This is a genomic window from Paenibacillus sp. PAMC 26794, assembly GCF_000316035.1.
Lineage (GTDB): Bacteria > Bacillota > Bacilli > Paenibacillales > Paenibacillaceae > Paenibacillus.
On sequence record NZ_ANHX01000004.1, the window covers coordinates 226,390 to 245,158 of the forward strand.

General features: G+C 47.5%; 15 protein-coding genes. All 15 read left to right on the forward strand.

From position 1 onward, the window contains the following. The first annotated feature begins 42 nt into the window (after positions 1–42). The 15 genes from D829_RS0102685 (at position 43) to sigG (ending at position 18,596) form a co-directional block, all read left to right on the forward strand. Positions 43–1,995, forward strand: coding sequence for a stage V sporulation protein D (locus tag D829_RS0102685; protein WP_017687295.1), 1,953 nt, complete (start codon positions 43–45; stop codon positions 1,993–1,995). 140 nt (positions 1,996–2,135) lie between these two features. Continuing rightward, positions 2,136–3,623, forward strand: a complete 1,488-nt coding sequence (locus tag D829_RS0102690; protein ID WP_017687296.1) for a UDP-N-acetylmuramoyl-L-alanyl-D-glutamate--2,6-diaminopimelate ligase — start codon at positions 2,136–2,138, stop codon at positions 3,621–3,623. Next, the gene (gene murF, locus D829_RS0102695; RefSeq protein ID WP_026080968.1) at positions 3,623–5,035 is read left to right on the forward strand and encodes a UDP-N-acetylmuramoyl-tripeptide--D-alanyl-D-alanine ligase; all 1,413 of its coding nucleotides are present in this window, start codon (positions 3,623–3,625) and stop codon (positions 5,033–5,035) included. The genes D829_RS0102690 and murF overlap by 1 nt, the downstream gene beginning before the upstream one ends. A 12-nt stretch (positions 5,036–5,047) precedes the next feature. Continuing rightward, positions 5,048–6,016: a phospho-N-acetylmuramoyl-pentapeptide-transferase gene (gene mraY / locus D829_RS0102700; RefSeq protein ID WP_017687298.1), complete on the forward strand. Its 969-nt coding sequence runs from the start codon at positions 5,048–5,050 to the stop codon at positions 6,014–6,016. Between the two features lie 3 nt (positions 6,017–6,019). Then, the gene (murD, locus tag D829_RS0102705) at positions 6,020–7,441 is read left to right on the forward strand and encodes a UDP-N-acetylmuramoyl-L-alanine--D-glutamate ligase (protein WP_017687299.1); all 1,422 of its coding nucleotides are present in this window, start codon (positions 6,020–6,022) and stop codon (positions 7,439–7,441) included. 48 nt (positions 7,442–7,489) lie between these two features. Continuing rightward, positions 7,490–8,587: a stage V sporulation protein E gene (gene spoVE / locus D829_RS0102710; RefSeq protein WP_017687300.1), complete on the forward strand. Its 1,098-nt coding sequence runs from the start codon at positions 7,490–7,492 to the stop codon at positions 8,585–8,587. Between the two features lie 7 nt (positions 8,588–8,594). After that, positions 8,595–9,704: an undecaprenyldiphospho-muramoylpentapeptide beta-N-acetylglucosaminyltransferase gene (gene murG / locus D829_RS0102715; protein WP_017687301.1), complete on the forward strand. Its 1,110-nt coding sequence runs from the start codon at positions 8,595–8,597 to the stop codon at positions 9,702–9,704. 149 nt (positions 9,705–9,853) lie between these two features. Then, the gene (gene murB / locus D829_RS0102720; protein ID WP_017687302.1) at positions 9,854–10,759 is read left to right on the forward strand and encodes a UDP-N-acetylmuramate dehydrogenase; all 906 of its coding nucleotides are present in this window, start codon (positions 9,854–9,856) and stop codon (positions 10,757–10,759) included. Positions 10,760–10,776: 17 nt separating this feature from the next. Next, the gene (murA, locus tag D829_RS0102725; protein WP_017687303.1) at positions 10,777–12,060 is read left to right on the forward strand and encodes a UDP-N-acetylglucosamine 1-carboxyvinyltransferase; all 1,284 of its coding nucleotides are present in this window, start codon (positions 10,777–10,779) and stop codon (positions 12,058–12,060) included. 58 nt (positions 12,061–12,118) lie between these two features. Next, positions 12,119–12,886 carry an FtsQ-type POTRA domain-containing protein gene (locus D829_RS0102730; protein ID WP_017687304.1) on the forward strand — a complete coding sequence of 256 codons (768 nt, stop codon included), beginning with the start codon at positions 12,119–12,121 and terminating at the stop codon, positions 12,884–12,886. A 293-nt stretch (positions 12,887–13,179) separates the two neighbouring features. After that, entirely contained in the window at positions 13,180–14,460 is a 1,281-nt protein-coding gene (gene ftsA / locus D829_RS0102735; RefSeq protein ID WP_017687305.1) for a cell division protein FtsA, read from the forward strand. Positions 14,461–14,610: 150 nt separating this feature from the next. Beyond that, positions 14,611–15,726, forward strand: coding sequence for a cell division protein FtsZ (gene ftsZ, locus D829_RS0102740; protein ID WP_017687306.1), 1,116 nt, complete (start codon positions 14,611–14,613; stop codon positions 15,724–15,726). Positions 15,727–15,987: 261 nt separating this feature from the next. Next, positions 15,988–16,968, forward strand: coding sequence for a sigma-E processing peptidase SpoIIGA (gene spoIIGA / locus D829_RS30265; protein WP_017687307.1), 981 nt, complete (start codon positions 15,988–15,990; stop codon positions 16,966–16,968). A gap of 11 nt (positions 16,969–16,979) precedes the next feature. Continuing rightward, complete coding sequence (sigE, locus tag D829_RS0102750; protein ID WP_017687308.1) at positions 16,980–17,702, forward strand: RNA polymerase sporulation sigma factor SigE; 723 nt, start codon at positions 16,980–16,982, stop codon at positions 17,700–17,702. 111 nt (positions 17,703–17,813) lie between these two features. Then, complete coding sequence (sigG, locus tag D829_RS0102755; RefSeq protein WP_017687309.1) at positions 17,814–18,596, forward strand: RNA polymerase sporulation sigma factor SigG; 783 nt, start codon at positions 17,814–17,816, stop codon at positions 18,594–18,596. Positions 18,597–18,769 lie beyond the last annotated feature (173 nt).

The following is an 18,769-nucleotide window of genomic DNA, read 5'->3' on the forward strand; positions in this document are numbered from 1 at the left end:
GAACGAATGTCATGATTTTGGGACGAGTGGGGGGATCTTTTCGTGAAGGGATCAAGCGTAAATCTGCGGCGCAGGCTGCTATGGAGTTTAATGATTTTAGTTTTGTTATTTTCGGCCCTGATGATCAGGCTTGCTTATGTACAGCTCGGGGAAGGCCCTGAATTGTCAGCAAAAGCAGAAGAATCCTGGCGGCGTAATATTCCTTACTCAGCCAAGAGAGGGGAGATCCTGGATCGAAATGGAACCTCTCTGGCCTATAATGTGACAACACCAACCATTATGGCCATTCCGGCTCAGGTTAAAGAAGCTGAAACGACGGCTAAAGCGCTGGCCCCATTGCTTGGGATGACGGAAGAAAAAGTGCTCGCAACCATCAAGAAACGAGAACTCATTGTACGACTACAACCCGGTGGCCGCAAAATTACGATGGAGAAAGCTCAGCGCATCCGTGATTTGAAGCTTCCGGGTATCGTTGTTGCTGAGGACAATAAACGTTTTTATCCTTATGATGATTTGGCTGCCCATATTCTTGGTTTTACGGGCATTGATAATCAGGGCTTAACGGGTGTTGAGAAGAAATATGATGATAAGCTGAATGGTTTGAATGGCAGTGTGTCCTACTTGTCCGATGCGGCCGGAAGGCTAATGCCGGGCTCATCCGAGAAGTATGTGGAACCGAAGGACGGCCTTAACCTCAGACTGACCATTGATAAATCCATTCAGTCCATCATGGAGAGAGAACTGGATCAGGCCATGGTGAAGTTCCAGGCGAACTCTGCATTGGCCATAGCGATGAATCCCAAAACGGGTGAAATTTTGGGGATGTCCAGCAGGCCGGGATACGAACCTGCTGATTATCAGCAATATCCCGCGGAGATATACAATCGGAATTTACCGATCTGGATGACCTACGAGCCGGGCTCCACATTTAAGATCATTACTTTGGCAGCAGCGCTTGAAGAGAAAAAGGTCAATCTGCAACAGGATCAATTTTTTGATCCCGGATATGTTGAGGTGGGTGGAGCCCGTCTGCGTTGCTGGAAAAAGGGTGGCCATGGAAGTCAGACCTTCTTACAAGTTGTGGAGAACTCATGTAACCCGGGCTTTGTGGCTTTGGGGCAGAGGCTGGGCAAAGAATCGCTCTTCTCCTATATTAAAGACTTTGGTTTCGGTACCAAGACAGGGATCGACCTCAGCGGAGAAGCGAGTGGAATTCTGTTCAAACTGTCCAGAGTGGGACCTGTTGAGCTTGCAACGACTGCTTTTGGTCAAGGTGTATCCGTAACGCCCATTCAGCAAGTAGCTGCTGTGTCAGCGGCCATCAATGGGGGGAAACTTTACAAGCCTTATGTTACGAAAGCGTGGGTCCATCCGGTCACCGGAGAAGTCATGGAAGAAGCCAAGCCGGAACTGGTTCGTCAGGTGATCTCGGAGAATACATCCAAACAAGTACGTGAAGCACTCGAGAGTGTTGTCGCAAAAGGTACCGGGCGTCCGGCATTCATTGATGGATACCGGGTCGGTGGCAAAACAGGTACAGCCCAGAAGGTTATCAACGGACGTTATTCCTCGACCGAGCATATCGTATCCTTTATCGGATTTGCACCGGCAGATGACCCTCAGATTGTGGTCTATACCGCAGTTGATAATCCCAAAGGAATTCAGTTCGGAGGTGTGGTTGCCGCCCCGATTGTGCAGAACATCCTTGAAGATGCTTTGCATTATATGAATGTCCCTGTTCGGAAGGATCAGGTCGCCAAAGAATACAAGTATGGTGAGACCAAAATCGTGACCGTTCCAGATCTGACAGGCGCTACAGTTGCTGATTTATACGAAGACCTGAACATGAATTTTATGCTGGCGAAGTCCGGTAGTGGAAAATATGTGATTAACCAGGCGCCTAAGCCTGGCGCAAGGGTAGATCAGGGCTCAACCATCCGCATTTATATGGGGAATGTACTGAACGATGCACATGATCACACAAAGGATGAATAAAGGGACTTAGGGGTAGTTTGAGGCTTCTAGCGCAACAAAATTCATCCAAGTGCGTTTCAATATTTGGTTGTATTGACGATATTAATAAATACAGACATATGTTAAAACAGAAGTATAATTGGAAAAGTGAGGTTATTCATGTGCTTTTAAAACAATTTGCATCGATGCTGACCACCGCCCGCCTCGTGGGCGAATCAAATACAGAATGCCAAAACCTTCAGACAGATTCCCGGCAGGTAAAACCGGGTGATCTGTTTATCTGTCTTCCGGGGCATACGGTAGATGGTCATGATTATGCAGAAAAAGCTGTAAATGCCGGTGCAGTTGCATTGGTGGTTGAACGGCAGCTGGATCTGCCTGTACCACAATTGCTGGTGAAGGACAGCCGATTTGCGATGGCTGTTCTAGCAGATTTCTTTTTTGACTCTCCAAGCCAGAAGATGAATATGATTGGTGTAACGGGAACGAACGGAAAAACAACGACCACCTATTTGATTGAAAAAATCATGAGTGATTACGGACGCAAGACGGGATTGATCGGTACTATTCAAATGCGGTATGACGGTCGCACCTACCCGATGTCAGGAACAACACCAGAGGCGCTTGATCTGCAGCGTAGTCTGCATGATATGGTTCAGAAAGGTACAGACTGCTGTGTTATGGAAGTTTCTTCTCACGCATTGGAACAAGGGCGAGTAAAGGGAACAAATTTCCGTACTGCAGTGTTCACTAACTTGACGCAAGATCATTTGGACTACCACCATTCCATGGAGGAATATCGCGGGGCCAAAGGATTGTTCTTCGCACGACTGGGTAACGGTTATACGGAAGATGTCTCACAGCGTAAATTCGCTGTTATCAATGCAGATGATCCGGCTGCAGCTTATTTCATCTCTGTGACTGCGGCTGAAGTGATTACATATGGCATGGGTGAAAAGGCGGATGTACGCGCATCCCAAATCTCAATCACGTCTCAGGGAACTTCTTTCCACGTGGATACATTTGCAGGCAGCACGGATATTCGCTTGCGCATGGTAGGCAAATTCAATGTGTACAATGCAATGGCAGCAATCTCCGCAGCGCTGGTTGAAGGCATTCCGCTGGAAGAGATCAAGCGCAGTCTGGAGACGGTTCCGGGCGTGGATGGACGTGTTGAAGGAGTGGACGAAGGACAGCCATTTGCTGTTATTGTCGATTATGCCCATACACCGGATGGACTGGAGAATGTGTTGCGTACGGTGAAAGAATTTGCCGAAGGACGTGTAATCTGCGTGTTTGGCTGTGGTGGTGACAGGGACCGTACCAAACGCCCTCTCATGGGGAAAATTGCTGCGAATTATAGTGATTTTGTACTGGTTACTTCCGATAATCCACGGACAGAAGATCCGGATCTGATTCTCAAAGACATTGAACAGGGCCTGATTGAAGAATCCGTTCCTGCTGAACGTTATACGATGATTGTGGATCGGCGCCAGGCGATTCATGAAGCTATTGAAATGGCAAGCCCAGCCGATGTAGTATTGATTGCGGGCAAGGGTCACGAGACCTATCAAATTATCGGCACAACCAAAACCGATTTTGATGACCGAATCATAGCCAAAGAAGCGATAAGGGGCAAATCCAATTGATAAAAAGAACATTGGCACAATTGGCCGAGATGTGTGGAGGAACATTAAGTGACGTTGCTGCTCATGGCAATGTAATGGTTGAAGGGGTATTTACCGATTCGCGTAAACCCCTGGAAGGCAGTTTGTTTATCCCGCTAGTGGGTGAAAGGTTTGACGGACACGAATTTGTGCAAGCCTGTCTAGAGAAAGGGGCTGCAGGGGCGATCTGGCAAAAGGATCATGGTATTCCGCCACAAGGAGCTGTCATTGTTGTTGACGACACACTTGTCGCACTGCAAGCACTCGCATCTGCTTATCTAACGGAGAATAAAGCGGCTGTAGTCGGCATTACAGGCAGCAACGGCAAGACAACAACAAAGGACATCGTGGATGCCATTCTCTCGACGACGTTCAAAGTGCATAAGACGCAAGGCAACTTCAATAATCACATTGGTTTACCACTGACTGTACTAAGCATGGACCCGGATACCGAGATTATCATTTTGGAGATGGGTATGAGTGGTCGCGGGGAAATTAACGATCTGTCGGTTATTGCGCAGCCTGATGTAGCGATCATTACCAATATTGGTGAATCACATCTGCTTCAGCTGGGGTCCAGATTGGAGATTGCCAGAGCCAAAGCCGAGATTGCCGCGGGATTGAAGCCTGGCGGGTTACTGATCTACAACGGAGACGAGCCTTTAATTGCACAAGTCCTTGAAGAGCCCGCAACGAAACAACCCGATGGATTGCAGCGGTTTACATTTGGTCTGCAAACCGATAATGATGACTATCCTACCGGACTTATGAATGCGCAGAACGGGGTAGTTTTCACCACCAAACAGTCTGGAGAACATGCATTTACGCTACCTCTGCTAGGAACGCATAATGTTGTTAACTGTCTGGCTGCTTTGGCTGTAGCCCGTCATTTCAAAGTGACGACGGAGCAGATTGCCGCGGGATTGTCTCGCTTGAAACTAACAGGCATGCGTATTGAAGTTACTCAAGGCGTTAGTGGTCTAACCCTGCTGAATGATGCATACAATGCAAGTCCAACCTCCATGAAGGTCGCAATCGATGTACTAGAAGGTCTGAAAGGATACCGCATGAAAGTGGCTGTGCTTGGTGATATGCTTGAACTCGGTCCCCAAGAGCAGGATCTGCATTACGGAATCGGAGAGTATATCACATCGGCCAAAATGGACATGGTGCTGGTATATGGTCCGCTATCAGCCAAGATTGCTGAAGGAGCAAGCAAGCATATGCCTACAGAGGCTGTGCATGCTTTTATAGATAAAGAAGAAATGACCCGTTATCTACTGGAGAAACTACATCCCAGAGACGTTGTCTTGTTCAAAGCCTCAAGAGGCATGAAGCTGGAGGACGTGGTCGAAGCACTACAAATAGCACCATTACAGAATCGAGTAGACTAGAGGGGTGAACCCATGGATTTTCAGGTATTACTGTTAACAATCGGCGTTTCATTTATTCTGGCGGTGATTGCCGCACCGCTCCTGATTCCGCTGTTACGTCGAATGAAATTCGGACAGCAAGTTAGGGAAGATGGGCCTCAGAGCCATTTGAAAAAAAGCGGGACACCTACAATGGGTGGAGTCGTCATTTTAGTTGCGTTCACATTGGCCTTTTTGAAATTTTCAGCAGTCAAGAATACAGACTTTTATGTCTTGCTCGTGGCTACGCTGGGATTCGGGCTGATTGGCTTCCTGGATGATTACATCAAAATTGTGTTCAAACGTTCGCTGGGACTGACGGCCAGACAAAAAATGCTGGGCCAATTGTTCTTCAGTGCAGTGATGTGTGTCTTGCTGATCCAGAATGGACACAGCACAGCCATCTCTATTCCGGGTACGTCATTCTCGTTTGACTGGACTGGATGGTTCTATTATCCGTTTGTCGTATTCATGATGCTTGCCATTACCAATGCGGTTAACTTTACCGACGGTCTGGATGGTTTGCTGTCAGGGGTAAGTGCGATTGCCTTTGGCGCGTTTGCCATTGTGGCGATGCAAGCCACGTCGATGCCGGCAGCAGTGTGTGCAGCAGCGATGATCGGAGCCGTACTCGGTTTTCTGGTATACAATGCACATCCGGCCAAAGTGTTTATGGGAGACACCGGTTCTCTGGGGATTGGCGGTGCGATTGGTGCGGTAGCGATTGTAACCAAAACAGAGCTTCTATTTGTCATCATTGGCGGTATTTTTGTTATCGAGATCCTGTCTGTCATCATTCAAGTGGTATCTTTCAAGACTCGTGGCAAGCGTGTATTCAAAATGAGCCCTATTCACCATCACTTTGAATTAAGTGGTTGGTCAGAATGGCGGGTTGTTATTACCTTTTGGGCGGTAGGCGCAATTTTGGCCGCTCTTGGACTTTATCTCAACAAGGGGTTGTAGATCATGAACCATCCTGAATCATATCGCGGACAACAAGTAGTTGTGCTCGGATTGGCCAAAAGCGGCGTACAGGTCGCCAAAGTCCTGGATCGCGCCGGAGCGAAGGTTACAGTAAATGATAAAAAAGAGAGAGATCAATGTCCCGAAGCTTCCGAATTGGAGGCTTTGGGAATTTCTGTTGTATGCGGAGGGCATCCGGATGATCTGATTCACAGTGGTGTGAAGCTGGTTGTCAAAAACCCGGGTATCCCATACCATGCAGCTCCTGTGCAGCAAGCTTTGGCATTGGGCATTGAAGTGGTGACCGAAGTAGAGGTTGCTTATCATCTATGTGCTGCACCCATGATTGGGATTACGGGCTCCAACGGCAAAACAACAACGACCACTTGGGTGGGAGAAATGTTGGAGCATGCCGGCCTCAAACCGATTGTTGCCGGTAATATCGGAACACCTCTCTGTGAAGCGGCAGAGCAAGCTTCTCCAGATAACTGGATGGTTGTGGAGCTTAGCAGTTTCCAGCTCAAAGGAACGGTTGATTTCCGTCCTCGGATTGCCAGCTTACTTAACGTTGCAGAGACACATCTGGACTATCATGGGGATCTGGATGATTATGTGGCTTCCAAAGCCAAACTGTTCGCCAATCAGCAGCCTGACGACGTAGCCATCCTGAATTGGGATGATGCGGTATGTCGTGGTCTGGTTCCTTACATCAAAGGCAGATTGCTTCCCTTCTCAATGATTGAGAAATTGAATACAGGTGTGTATGCAGATCCTCCTTATGTGGATGGAGAAGAGGATGATGTGAAGCGTCAGCTTATCTACGCGGATGAAAACGGAGATCACCACATCATTATTGACATCGAGAACATTGGCATCGCTGGACTCTTCAATGTGGAAAATGCAATGGCTGCTGTGGCCATTGCCGTAGCTGCAGGAGCTGATCCAGCAGTGCTGGCTGCTCCACTTGCAGACTTCAAGGCGGTTGAACACCGACTTGAATATGTTCTGGAGCATAATGGCTCTGCATACTACAACAACTCCAAAGCGACCAATTCCAAAGCTACGGTTATGGCCCTGAATTCGTTCAAGGAACCGGTCGTATTAATTGCCGGAGGGCTGGATCGTGGATCAGACATGATGGAGTTGTTACCCTTGTTCCAGGAACGGGTAAAAGCTGTCGTTGCAATTGGAGAGACACGGACAAAAATTGCCAAGGTCGCGGAACTTGCCGGATTAAAGCAAATTAAGGTCGTCGATAATGAGGAGGACGCTGCCCGTACGTTAACCGTTGCTGTGCAGGAAGCATCGAAGCTTGCCACTGCTGGAGATGTCGTTTTGTTATCCCCGGCATGCGCAAGTTGGGACATGTTTGCTTCCTATGAAGAGCGGGGACGCATTTTTAAAGAGGCGGCGCATAACTTGTAAGTAGGGGGGTGGAAAAGCCCCTACTTCCATGCAAGGGGTGGCCTCCTGATGAAACAGACGCGACCGGCACCAGATATTTGGTTGCTGATTTGTATTTTGGCATTGCTTGCCATCGGCATTATTATGGTATATAGTGCGGGCTCGGTGCTTGCCTTTCATGACTATGGCGATTCATTTTATTTTGTAAAAAGACAGGCCCTGTTTGCGGTGCTTGGGCTTGTAGCCATGTTCGTAACTGCTAATGTAGACTACCGGGTGTGGAGGAAATATGCCAAGCCTATATTGATTGCCTGTTTTATTATGCTCATTGCGGTGCTCATTCCTGGCATCGGTGTGGTTCGCGGTGGTGCACGAAGTTGGCTGGGCATTGGTTCGTTCGGTATTCAGCCCTCAGAATTTATGAAGCTGGGCATGATTCTGTTTCTCGCTCACTGGCTGAGCAAGGAACCGGGCAAAATAAAAACCTTCACAACGGGGCTTCTGCCACCGCTGGGACTGATCGGTTTGGCTTTTGGGATTATTATGCTGCAACCTGATTTGGGGACTGGCACCGTGATGATGGGCGCATCGATGCTTATTATTTTTACAGCCGGAGCGCGAATGAAACATCTAAGCCTGCTTGCTCTTGGTGGCATAGCGGGGTTTGCAGCTTTGATTGCAGCAGCACCCTATCGGTTGCAGCGTATCACAGCGTTTTTGGACCCGTGGTCCGATCCGCTGGGTGCCGGATATCAGATCATTCAATCCTTATACGCGATTGGTCCGGGTGGACTGGCGGGATTGGGGCTGGGTATGAGCCGGCAGAAGTACAGTTATGTACCTGAACCGCAAACGGACTTTATTTTTAGTATTTTGGCCGAAGAACTCGGCTTTATAGGTGGAATGATTGTATTATTGTTGTTTCTGGTGCTGGTGTGGAGAGGGATGCGTGTAGCCATGACCGTTCCGGATGCCTTCGGCAGTCTGCTTGGTGTTGGTATCGTAGGTATGGTCGCCGTACAGGTCATTATTAACATTGGTGTTGTCATTGGCATGATGCCTGTTACAGGTATTACATTGCCTCTGATCAGTTACGGCGGATCATCATTGACCCTCATGCTCACAGCACTGGGCATTTTAGTGAATTTATCCCGTTATGCGAGGTGACTATGCGATGCGAGTCGTTCTAAGCGGTGGCGGTACGGGTGGACATATCTATCCGGCCGTTGCCATAGCAAGACAATGCGAGGCGGAGAACCCGGACTCGACATTTCTATACATCGGAGGAACCAGAGGGCTGGAAAGCAAGCTGGTTCCCCAAGAAAATATTCCTTTTAAATCCATTGATATTACGGGCTTTCGGCGGAAATTGTCCATCGACAACCTGAAAACGGTCATGCGTTTCATTCAAGGTGTACGCAAGTCCAAAAAAATGCTGAAGGAATTCAAACCGGATGTTGTGATTGGTACAGGTGGATATGTGTGTGGACCTGTGGTATATGCAGCAACAAAACTGGGAATTCCGAGTATAATTCATGAACAGAACGCCATCCCTGGTCTGACGAACAAATTTTTGATGCGTTATGTGGACACGGTTGCCGTTAGCTTTGAAGGTTCTGAAAAATCGTTTTCCGGCGCAAAAAAGGTGATCTACACCGGTAATCCGCGAGCGACTACGGTAGCCCAGGCTAGCCGTGATCGTGGTTTTGCCACATTAGGTGTACCGATGAACAGCCGCGTTGTTCTTGTGGTTGGTGGCAGTCGCGGGGCAAAAGCAATCAATCAGGCCATGGTGGACATGTCTCCAATGCTGGAACAATTGGACGATGTACATGTAGTTTACGTGACAGGGGATACCTATTTTGATGGAACGCGTGAAGCCATTCGCAGCTCATTGGGGACGATGCCAAACCATCTGCATGTCCTGCCTTACGTGCACAATATGCCTGAGGTGCTTGCCTGCACATCCTTGATTGTAAACCGCGCAGGTGCATCATTCCTTGCGGAGATTACATCACTGGGTATTCCTTCGATTCTGATTCCGTCACCTAACGTGACTAATAATCATCAGGAAGCCAATGCACGCACGCTTGAAGGTGGAGGCGCATCACTCACGATGCTGGAGAAGGATCTTACAGGAAAAGTCCTGTATGAAGCCATCGCCAAGATTATGAATGATGAATCGGGACGCAAACGAATGGCTGAAGCCTCCAGGAAACTGGGGAAACCCGATGCAGCTGAAGTGCTTGTTCATGAAATTCAGCGTCTTGCTGCACGCCGATAAAGTGTGATTGTGGGCGATTGTCACACACAAGACGGGGCTGACATAAGATACCGTATAAATCGTGACCATCGTTCCATGGCGCCAGAACACGGTCTGTAGCAACAGAACATACCGTGCTCATCGGTTTTGAAGCAAAGGAGGAAGCAAACATGCATCAGTGGATATCGTTACTATCCCAGAATAATGTTGGCAGAGTTCTTGAAAACGAATCGCTAGCCAAATACACCACATGGAAGATCGGCGGTCCTGCGGATGCACTGGTCATTCCCGAGAATAAAGAGCAGATAATGAATCTCGTTCAATTGCTTCACACGTATCAGATTCCGTGGATGCAACTTGGACGGGGCTCAAACATGCTGGTGTCAGACAAAGGAATACGTGGTGTTGTGGTGAAACTAGGCGAGGGCTTTGATTATGCCGAATTTCACGAAGGCGGTGTAACCGCCGGAGCGGCGCATTCTTTTGTTAAACTCAGTGTGGTTGCTGCCAAAAAGGAATGGGCCGGTCTGGAATTCGGCAGCGGTATCCCCGGCACTGTCGGTGGAGCTGTGTACATGAATGCAGGCGCGCATGGATCGGATGTGTCACGGATATTCAAATTCGCTGAGATTGTACTGGAGACAGGGGAATTGGTACGTTACAGCAAGGAGGACATGGATTTTGCCTACCGCCACTCTGTTCTGCATGATCGGAGAGGCATCGTGCTGGAAGCTGCATTTGAACTCCAGCATGGAGAGCGCAACGTCATTTCGGAAACGATGGCGGCTTACAAAGATCGCCGGCGCCGCACACAGCCACTGCAGATGGCATGTGCAGGTAGTGTATTCCGAAATCCACCGGGTGATCATGCAGCCCGCCTGATTGAAGCAGCAGGGCTGAAAGGAATGACCCAGGGAGGCGCACAGGTATCCACCATGCATGCCAATTTCATTGTTAATACAGGCCAAGCAACAGCAGAGGACGTTATCACCCTAATGCAGCAGATACAGAGCACTATATCATCTCAAAACGGTATTAACCTGGTACCGGAAGTCTTCGTAGTGGGTGAGCGGTAAACCCCGGAGGTGATACATTGGACAAATTGGTGATTGAAGGCGGGAAACCCCTCTCAGGATCCATACGCATCCATGGAGCAAAAAATGCCGCTTTACCGATTATGGCCGCAAGTTTGTTGGCAGATGGAGAAGTTACACTGCATAACGTTCCATACTTGCTGGACATTGAAGTGATGCTGTATATCCTGGAACGGCTTGGATGCACGTGTCGGCATGAACAGGGAACAGTGACGATTAATACCTCGTCTATCCGGTCATATGATGTGCCAGAAGATCTAATGAAGCAGATGCGCTCTTCCATTTTTTTGATGGGACCATTGCTGGCTAAGTTTGGGCAAGTGTCAGTGTATCAGCCAGGAGGCTGTGCCATTGGAGAACGCAAAATTGATCTTCACCTCCGGGGCCTGGAAGCGCTCGGAGCTTTGATTGAAGAGCAGGACCAACAGATTATCTGTCATGGACACAATCTGGTGGGTACAGATATTCATTTGGATTTCCCGAGTGTGGGAGCGACCGAGAATATCATGATGGCAGCCGTTATGGCTAAAGGGACGACAACCATTTGCAACGCGGCAAGAGAACCTGAAATACAGGACCTGCAACACTTCCTGAATGCTATGGGTGCAAGCATCATTGGTGCAGGAACGGATACGATTACGATCAATGGCGTTGAGAAACTGAAGCCATGTTCCTATGAGATTATACCGGATCGAATCGTTGCCGGAACCGTGATGATTGCAGCAGCAGCAACGCGAGGCAATGTTACGCTTACACACTGCAATCCTGCTCATCTTACTTCACTTATACATGTATTGAAGCGCACTGGTGTTCAAATCACAGTCTGCAATGATATAATGACGGTGAGCTGTATGAGCCGTCCCAAATCAGTAGACCGTATTGTGACTTCTCCGTATCCTTCGTTTCCGACAGATTTGCAATCGCAAATCATGGTGCTGCTCAGTCTGGCAGACGGAGTCAGTGTGATGAAGGAAACGGTATTCGAAGGCCGGTTCAAACATGTGGATGAACTGAATGTGATGGGGGCTGATATTTCAGTCGACCTAAACGCAGCATTTATCCGTGGTGTTCCCCGTCTGTACGGGGCTACAGTAGAAGCAACCGATCTTCGTGCAGGTGCAGCTCTGGTCATTGCTGGTCTGGCTGCTCAAGGCAAAACGGTTGTGGAGCAAGTGCATCATATTGACCGGGGCTACGATCAGATCGAGAAGTTATTCCAAAGTCTTGGAGCATCGGTTGAGCGACAGTCGCCCGTTTCGAAACAGTTGGATTTTGCCAATTAACGTCCTTGGAGTCCCCTTCTTGAAGGGAGGGGACCTGAGGCTTTGTGGAGCGCTACTTATGCCTAAAAGTCAAATTCCGGTTCTGAAGAAGAATCGGCCAAAAGGAAACACAAGCCGCAAAATTGTAATTATTCTCTTATTATTATTTATTGTATTGCTGGCTGTATTATTCTTTCGTTCTTCCATGAGTCGGATTTCGGCAATTGAAATTACGGGTAATGTATATACAGCGACTTCAGAACTGCTGGAGAAAAGTGGTCTGAAAGAAGGCGAACAATTTTTTGGGACAAGTACTGCCGAGGTTATTGAGCGTCTCAAGACTATCAAGGCGATTTCCACCGTTACCGTGGACAAGCAATTTCCGGGGATTATCCATATCAAGGTTCAGGAATATGCTACGGTTGCTTATGAGCTTGGTTCTGACGGTACGTTAAAAGCGATATTAGCCAGTGGGACAAGCTTGACGGTTCCGGCAACAATTGGTGTTGCTGTGGAGAAGCCTATATTGACCCAATGGAAGGCTGATGATCCACTCAAAGCCAAACTGAGCCAGACACTGGCTAAAATTCCGAATGAATTGACGACGGATATTTCGGAAATTATTCCGAATCCAACGCCTTCATTTCCGGATCAGATTCGGATGTATACCAAATCGCAGTTTGAAGTGATTACAACCGTCTCTCTTTTATCGGATAAAGTGGAGTATCTGAATCAGGTGATTGAGACCGAACGGCCTGGGAAAATCACCATGCTTGAGGCAGATACCTATGTCCCTTTCATCCCGGATGACCCGGAAGATGATGCTGAACCAGGAGCAAGCCCCTGATCTTTGCCATTATGAGGCTGGACTGAATATGAAAGCCTAGGCAGGTCGGGGTTTGACCCCGTCAGAGCAATGAAACTTGTTCTTTCTGAGATGAAGAAAAAATGATACACTTGAACTTATGGCACATGAGTTGCCTCCTTCTTTTTTCTTCAATGTTTTATGTCTGGCAACCAGATTTTGACACCCAAAAACATTGTAGAAAAAAGAGGGAAAGCCTGAAGTGTGTTGAATATGTTTTAAGAGTGTTTAAATTCGAACGTAATTTACTATTGGAGTCAGGAGGTGCCACAGACTTGAGCAACAATGACATCATTGTTAGTTTGGACATCGGTACATCCAAAATTCGCGCTATTATTGGGGAAATGAATAATGGAACCTTTAATATTATAGGAGTTGGATCTGCCGACTCGGAGGGAATTCGCAAAGGTGTAATCGTAGATATCGATCAGACGGTGCAGTCGATTCGCAACGCAGTGGATCATGCAGAACGTATGGTAGGTATTCAAATATCCGAAGTGTATGTTGGAATCTCGGGAAATCATATCGGACTGATGAGCAGTCACGGCGTCGTGGCTGTGTCTAACGAGGATCGTGAAATCGGAGAAGAAGACATGGAACGGGTGTTGAAAGCAGCCGAAGTCATTGCAGTTCCGCCGGAACGGGAAATTATTGATGTTGTCGCCAAGCAATATGTTGTGGATGGCTTGGAGGGCATACAGGACCCCCGTGGTATGATTGGTGTTCGTCTGGAAGTTGAAGCAACGATCATAACGGGTGCAAAAACCGCGATACATAATCTTTTGCGCTGCGTGGAAAAAGCGGGTCTGAAAGTAAGCGATCTGGTTCTCATGTCGCTTGGAGCGGGTCAACTGGCTTTGTCCAAAGATGAAAAAACGATGGGTTCAGTGCTTGTTGATATTGGAGCAGGTGCAACAACCATCGCCATTTTTGAAGAAGACAGTCTTGTTGCAACATCAACGTTGCCTATAGGTGGGGAATTCGTAACAAATGATATCGCCTATGGCTTACGCACGTTAACGGATCAGGCAGAGAAAGTGAAACTGAAATATGGCTGCGCCTGGTTGGATGATGCTGCTGCGGATGTGATGTTCAAAGTCACCCGAATTGGCAGTAATGTAGACAAGGAGTTTTCACAGGAGGATCTGGCAGCAATTATTGAACCTAGGGTTCAGGAAATATTCCAGATGATATCCCAAGAAGTGAAGCGTCTTGGTTACAACGAGCTTCCTGGAGGTTATATACTAACGGGAGGTACGGTCTCTATGCCGGGGGTTCTGCAGGTCGCTCAGCATGAGCTTGCTGCTTCGGTACGAGTTGCAGTTCCGGATTATATTGGTGTGCGTGACCCTGGGTTTACAAGCGGAGTCGGCATATTGCACAGTGTAATTCGCAGTTTGCGCATTCGTCCCTCGATCAATAACAGCGGTGGAAACAACAACAATAATAACAACAAGAAACCGACCAACCGTCCGAAGCCAAATACGGCACAGGAATCGGAGCAAAAACCCGGTCTGTTCGAGCGGCTGAAGAATATGTTCAGCGAATTTATATAACAGGTTGGATCCATTTCATACATTCTTGAAGCCGTCTGAATGCGCCGGTACTAAAATAAACGCTTTCGTTCGTCGATATATGAAATTGATTCGGTTCAAATCAAAAATTGGACGGGCCATCCATGCACATTGAGGGGGAGATGGAATAATATGTTGGAATTTGATTTCGAGATGGAGAGCTTGGCTCAAATTAAAGTCATCGGTGTAGGCGGCGGCGGAAGCAATGCAGTCAACCGTATGATTGAAAATGGTGTACAAGGTGTTGAATTTATTACGGTGAATACGGATGCTCAGGCGTTACACCTGGCGAAATCCGAGCATAAATTGCAAATCGGTGATAAATTGACTCGTGGTCTTGGTGCTGGCGCCAACCCGGATGTAGGTAAAAAAGCAGCGGAAGAGTCCCGCGATCTGATCATGAACACGTTGAAAGGTGCAGACATGGTATTTGTTACAGCCGGTATGGGCGGCGGTACAGGTACAGGTGCGGCTCCGGTTATTGCCGAAATCGCTAAAGAGTGTGGTGCACTTACCGTTGGTGTCGTAACTCGTCCATTTACATTTGAAGGACGCAAGCGTTCCAGCCATGCAGAGCAAGGTATTGAAGCTCTCAAAGAAAAAGTCGACACACTGATCGTGATTCCTAATGATCGTTTGCTCGAAATCGTAGACAAAAAGACTCCTATGCTTGAAGCATTCCGTCAAGCGGATAATGTACTTCGTCAAGCTGTACAAGGTATCTCTGATTTGATCGCTGTACCGGGTCTGATCAACCTTGACTTTGCTGACGTCAAAACGATTATGCATGAACGTGGTTCAGCCCTTATGGGAATTGGTGAATCAACTGGTGAGAATCGTGCCGCAGAAGCAGCACGGAAAGCCATTATGAGTCCTTTGCTTGAAACTTCTATTGAAGGTGCTCGCGGGGTAATCATGAACATTACGGGTGGCGTTAATCTGTCCCTGTATGAAGTGAACGAAGCGGCAGAGATCGTAACGTCTGCTTCCGACCCGGAAGTAAACATGATCTTTGGTGCCATCATTGACGAAGACCTGAAAGAGGAGATTAAGGTTACAGTTATTGCAACTGGTTTTGAAGATAAGCCTGCTCCACCACCACCAGGACGTAAGCCAGCTCCAGCAACAGCGGAGACGACAGATACGCGTTCGCCGAACCTGCGTCCTTTCGGAAATCAGCCGAGCAATGATCAGCTGGACATTCCGACATTTTTACGCAATCGTTCACGCAATAATAACAACGATTAATACGCAAATCAATTTATTGGAAACCCGGTACTCCTTATGGAGCGACCGGGTTTTTTCTGTTTATTTAGATATCATAGCATACAGCAATGAACAAATTCTGAACAAAGGGCCTGAGCAATTCCGACAAAAAAAGTTGGAACCACACCCCCATGATTAGACAGACTTTGAACAGGGGGCTCCGTATACTTGTGAATATGCTCATGAATATCAGGATATCGGGTACCGGTATTTCGATATGCTGCGCGCAGGCAGGTGAAGACTTTGGTTGTTTATGTGGATCTAATTTTTTTGACAAACCTGTGTATTGACGGTGCACTCATCGGAATGACCGCCTGGATGCGCAAGACAAAGCTGGTTTGGTGGCGATGGTTGCTGTCAGCCATTGTGGGCGCATTATATGTGGTCATGATGTTTGTACCGGAGTTTGATTTTATGTTCACCTTTTTGATCAAGTTCGGGTTCTCACTGGTCATGCTTACGATTGCTTTTGGTTTTAAAGGTCTGCAGGCTTTTGCGAGGACGCTGGGTACCTTCTATGTGATTAATTTTGTCGCTGCCGGAGGTATTCTGGGTGTGCATTACATGCTTCAGAGCTCCGGTGAGCTGTTTAACGGCATTTGGTTTACAGCCTCTGGCGGTATGTCATTTGATCTGAAAATTGCTTTCTGGTTCACGTTTATCGTATTTTTTGCTGTCCTGTTTTTATTCAAAACTGTGCAGAGCTCAAAACGGAAAACGGATCGCATGACGACCTATTTGGGTAAAGTTGAGGTCTGCATCGATGAGGTAGTCATTTCTTGTACAGGCCTTCTGGATACGGGCAATCAACTTACAGATCCCTTATCGCGTATGCCGGTCATGGTGATGGAGGTTTCGTTATGGCAAGACATGTTACCTGCTTCATGGAAGGGTAGACTCAAGGACGAGGCGCCGGACAACCTTATTCTGGAGCTTGATCAGGAAAGTTTTCAGTGGCAGGATCGACTGCGGCTGGTGCCTTATCGGGGCATTAACAAAGGGACTGCGTTTATGCTGGCAATGAAGCCGGACCGGGTGAAGGTGACGATGGAGGAAACATGTTATGAGACGACAAGAGTACTCATTGGGCTGGATGGAGGTGTTTTGTCGTCGGATGGGAAATACCAGGCCGTGATTCATCCTGAACTTGTGCAAGACGCTGCTTCTGCGCAGTCTACGGCTCTCTCTGCGGGAGCAACAGAAAAGCCGCTGAATGTGGTATAGGAGGAACGTACATGCTTGTGAAATGGAAACTGGTGGCGCAGCTGCAATATTACCGTCTGTTATTTTTATTGGGACTCAAAAGTGAAGAGATCTATTATATTGGGGGAAGTGAGGCACTTCCGCCGCCTTTGACAAGGGAAGAGGAAGAATTTTTGCTGCAAAAATTATCCTCGGGAGACTCAGCCATTCGCGCGATGCTCATTGAGCGTAATCTGCGTCTGGTGGTATACATCGCACGAAAGTTTGAAAACACAGGAATCAATATTGAGGATTTGGTCTCCATTGGAGCCATCGGATTGATCAAGGCAGTTAATACATTTGACCCGGAAAAGAAAATCAAATTGGCAACCTATGCTTCACGTTGTATCGAAAATGAAATTTTAATGTACCTGAGACGTAATAGTAAGATCCGAACTGAAGTTTCTTTTGATGAACCGCTAAACATTGATTGGGATGGAAATGAACTATTATTATCCGATGTATTGGGTACAGAAAACGATACAATCTATCGGAATATTGAAGAGCAGGTAGACCGGAAACTTTTGCACAAGGCACTGGAAAAATTAACGGAGCGCGAGCGAATGATTATGGAGCTTCGTTTTGGCTTGACGGATGGGGAAGAAAAGACACAAAAAGATGTAGCGGATCTCCTAGGAATCTCCCAATCCTACATCTCTCGTCTCGAAAAAAGAATCATTAAAAGACTTCGCAAGGAGTTCAATAAAATGGTCTGAAATACATCATTGGTCAGAATGGGTATTACTGGCAAGGGTGCCAAGTACGAATAAAAAAGCCTGCCCCGGAGATAATGTACATTAATGTTTCTCCTTGGGAGGTAAATCACGATGACCCGAAACAAAGTCGAGATTTGTGGCGTGGACACCGCAAAATTGCCTGTCCTCACCAACACTGAAATGCGGGAATTGTTTCATTCCCTTCAGCAACACCATGATCGCTCAGCAAGAGAGAAATTAGTGAATGGCAACCTGCGTCTGGTACTCAGTGTCATTCAGCGTTTTAACAATCGGGGGGAGTTTGTCGATGATCTGTTCCAGGTTGGTTGCATCGGCCTGATGAAAGCCATTGATAATTTTGATTTATCCCAGAATGTCAAATTTTCAACCTACGCGGTGCCGATGATTATCGGTGAAATCCGTCGATACCTGCGTGATAATAACCCGATTCGGGTATCTCGCTCCTTGAGGGACATTGCTTACAAAGCACTTCAGGTCCGTGACAGCCTGACGAATAAAAATTCCCGGGAACCGACGATATTCGAAATTGCGGAAGTACTGAATGTGCCGAAGGAAGATGTTGTTTTTGCATTGGACGCCATTCAGGACCCGGTCTCGCTCTTCGAACCGATTTATCATGATGGTGGAGATCCGATCTATGTCATGGATCAGATCAGCGATGACAGAAACAAAGATGTGTCATGGATCGAGGAAATTGCACTCCGTGAAGCGATGCATCGTCTTGGTCAGCGGGAAAAAATGATTCTGTCGATGCGGTTTTTCGAAGGGAAAACCCAGATGGAAGTGGCTGATGAAATTGGCATTTCCCAGGCTCAGGTATCACGTCTGGAGAAATCAGCGATACAACAGATGCAAAAACATGTGAAGTCGTAACACGATGCAAGGGCAGGAGGACGATCAATCGGGGAAGTGTATTCCGTTGGTCGTCTTTTTGTTTTGGGTAGATTCAATATTCGATGAAAAACAGGACATTTTTCGCCCCTGAAACATATATTGTATAGAAGCGTCAGGAACGGGCAGAAGAGGAATAACAGGGGGCGGAAATG

Coding starts and splice junctions, on each gene's coding strand:
- mraY (WP_017687298.1), top strand. CDS start 5,048: ATGGATTTTCAGGTATTACTGTTAACAATCGGCGTTTCATTTATTCTG.
- murD (WP_017687299.1), top strand. CDS start 6,020: ATGAACCATCCTGAATCATATCGCGGACAACAAGTAGTTGTGCTCGGA.
- spoVE (WP_017687300.1), top strand. CDS start 7,490: ATGAAACAGACGCGACCGGCACCAGATATTTGGTTGCTGATTTGTATT.
- murG (WP_017687301.1), top strand. CDS start 8,595: ATGCGAGTCGTTCTAAGCGGTGGCGGTACGGGTGGACATATCTATCCG.
- murB (WP_017687302.1), top strand. CDS start 9,854: ATGCATCAGTGGATATCGTTACTATCCCAGAATAATGTTGGCAGAGTT.
- D829_RS0102730 (WP_017687304.1), top strand. CDS start 12,119: ATGCCTAAAAGTCAAATTCCGGTTCTGAAGAAGAATCGGCCAAAAGGA.
- ftsZ (WP_017687306.1), top strand. CDS start 14,611: ATGTTGGAATTTGATTTCGAGATGGAGAGCTTGGCTCAAATTAAAGTC.
- sigE (WP_017687308.1), top strand. CDS start 16,980: ATGCTTGTGAAATGGAAACTGGTGGCGCAGCTGCAATATTACCGTCTG.
- sigG (WP_017687309.1), top strand. CDS start 17,814: ATGACCCGAAACAAAGTCGAGATTTGTGGCGTGGACACCGCAAAATTG.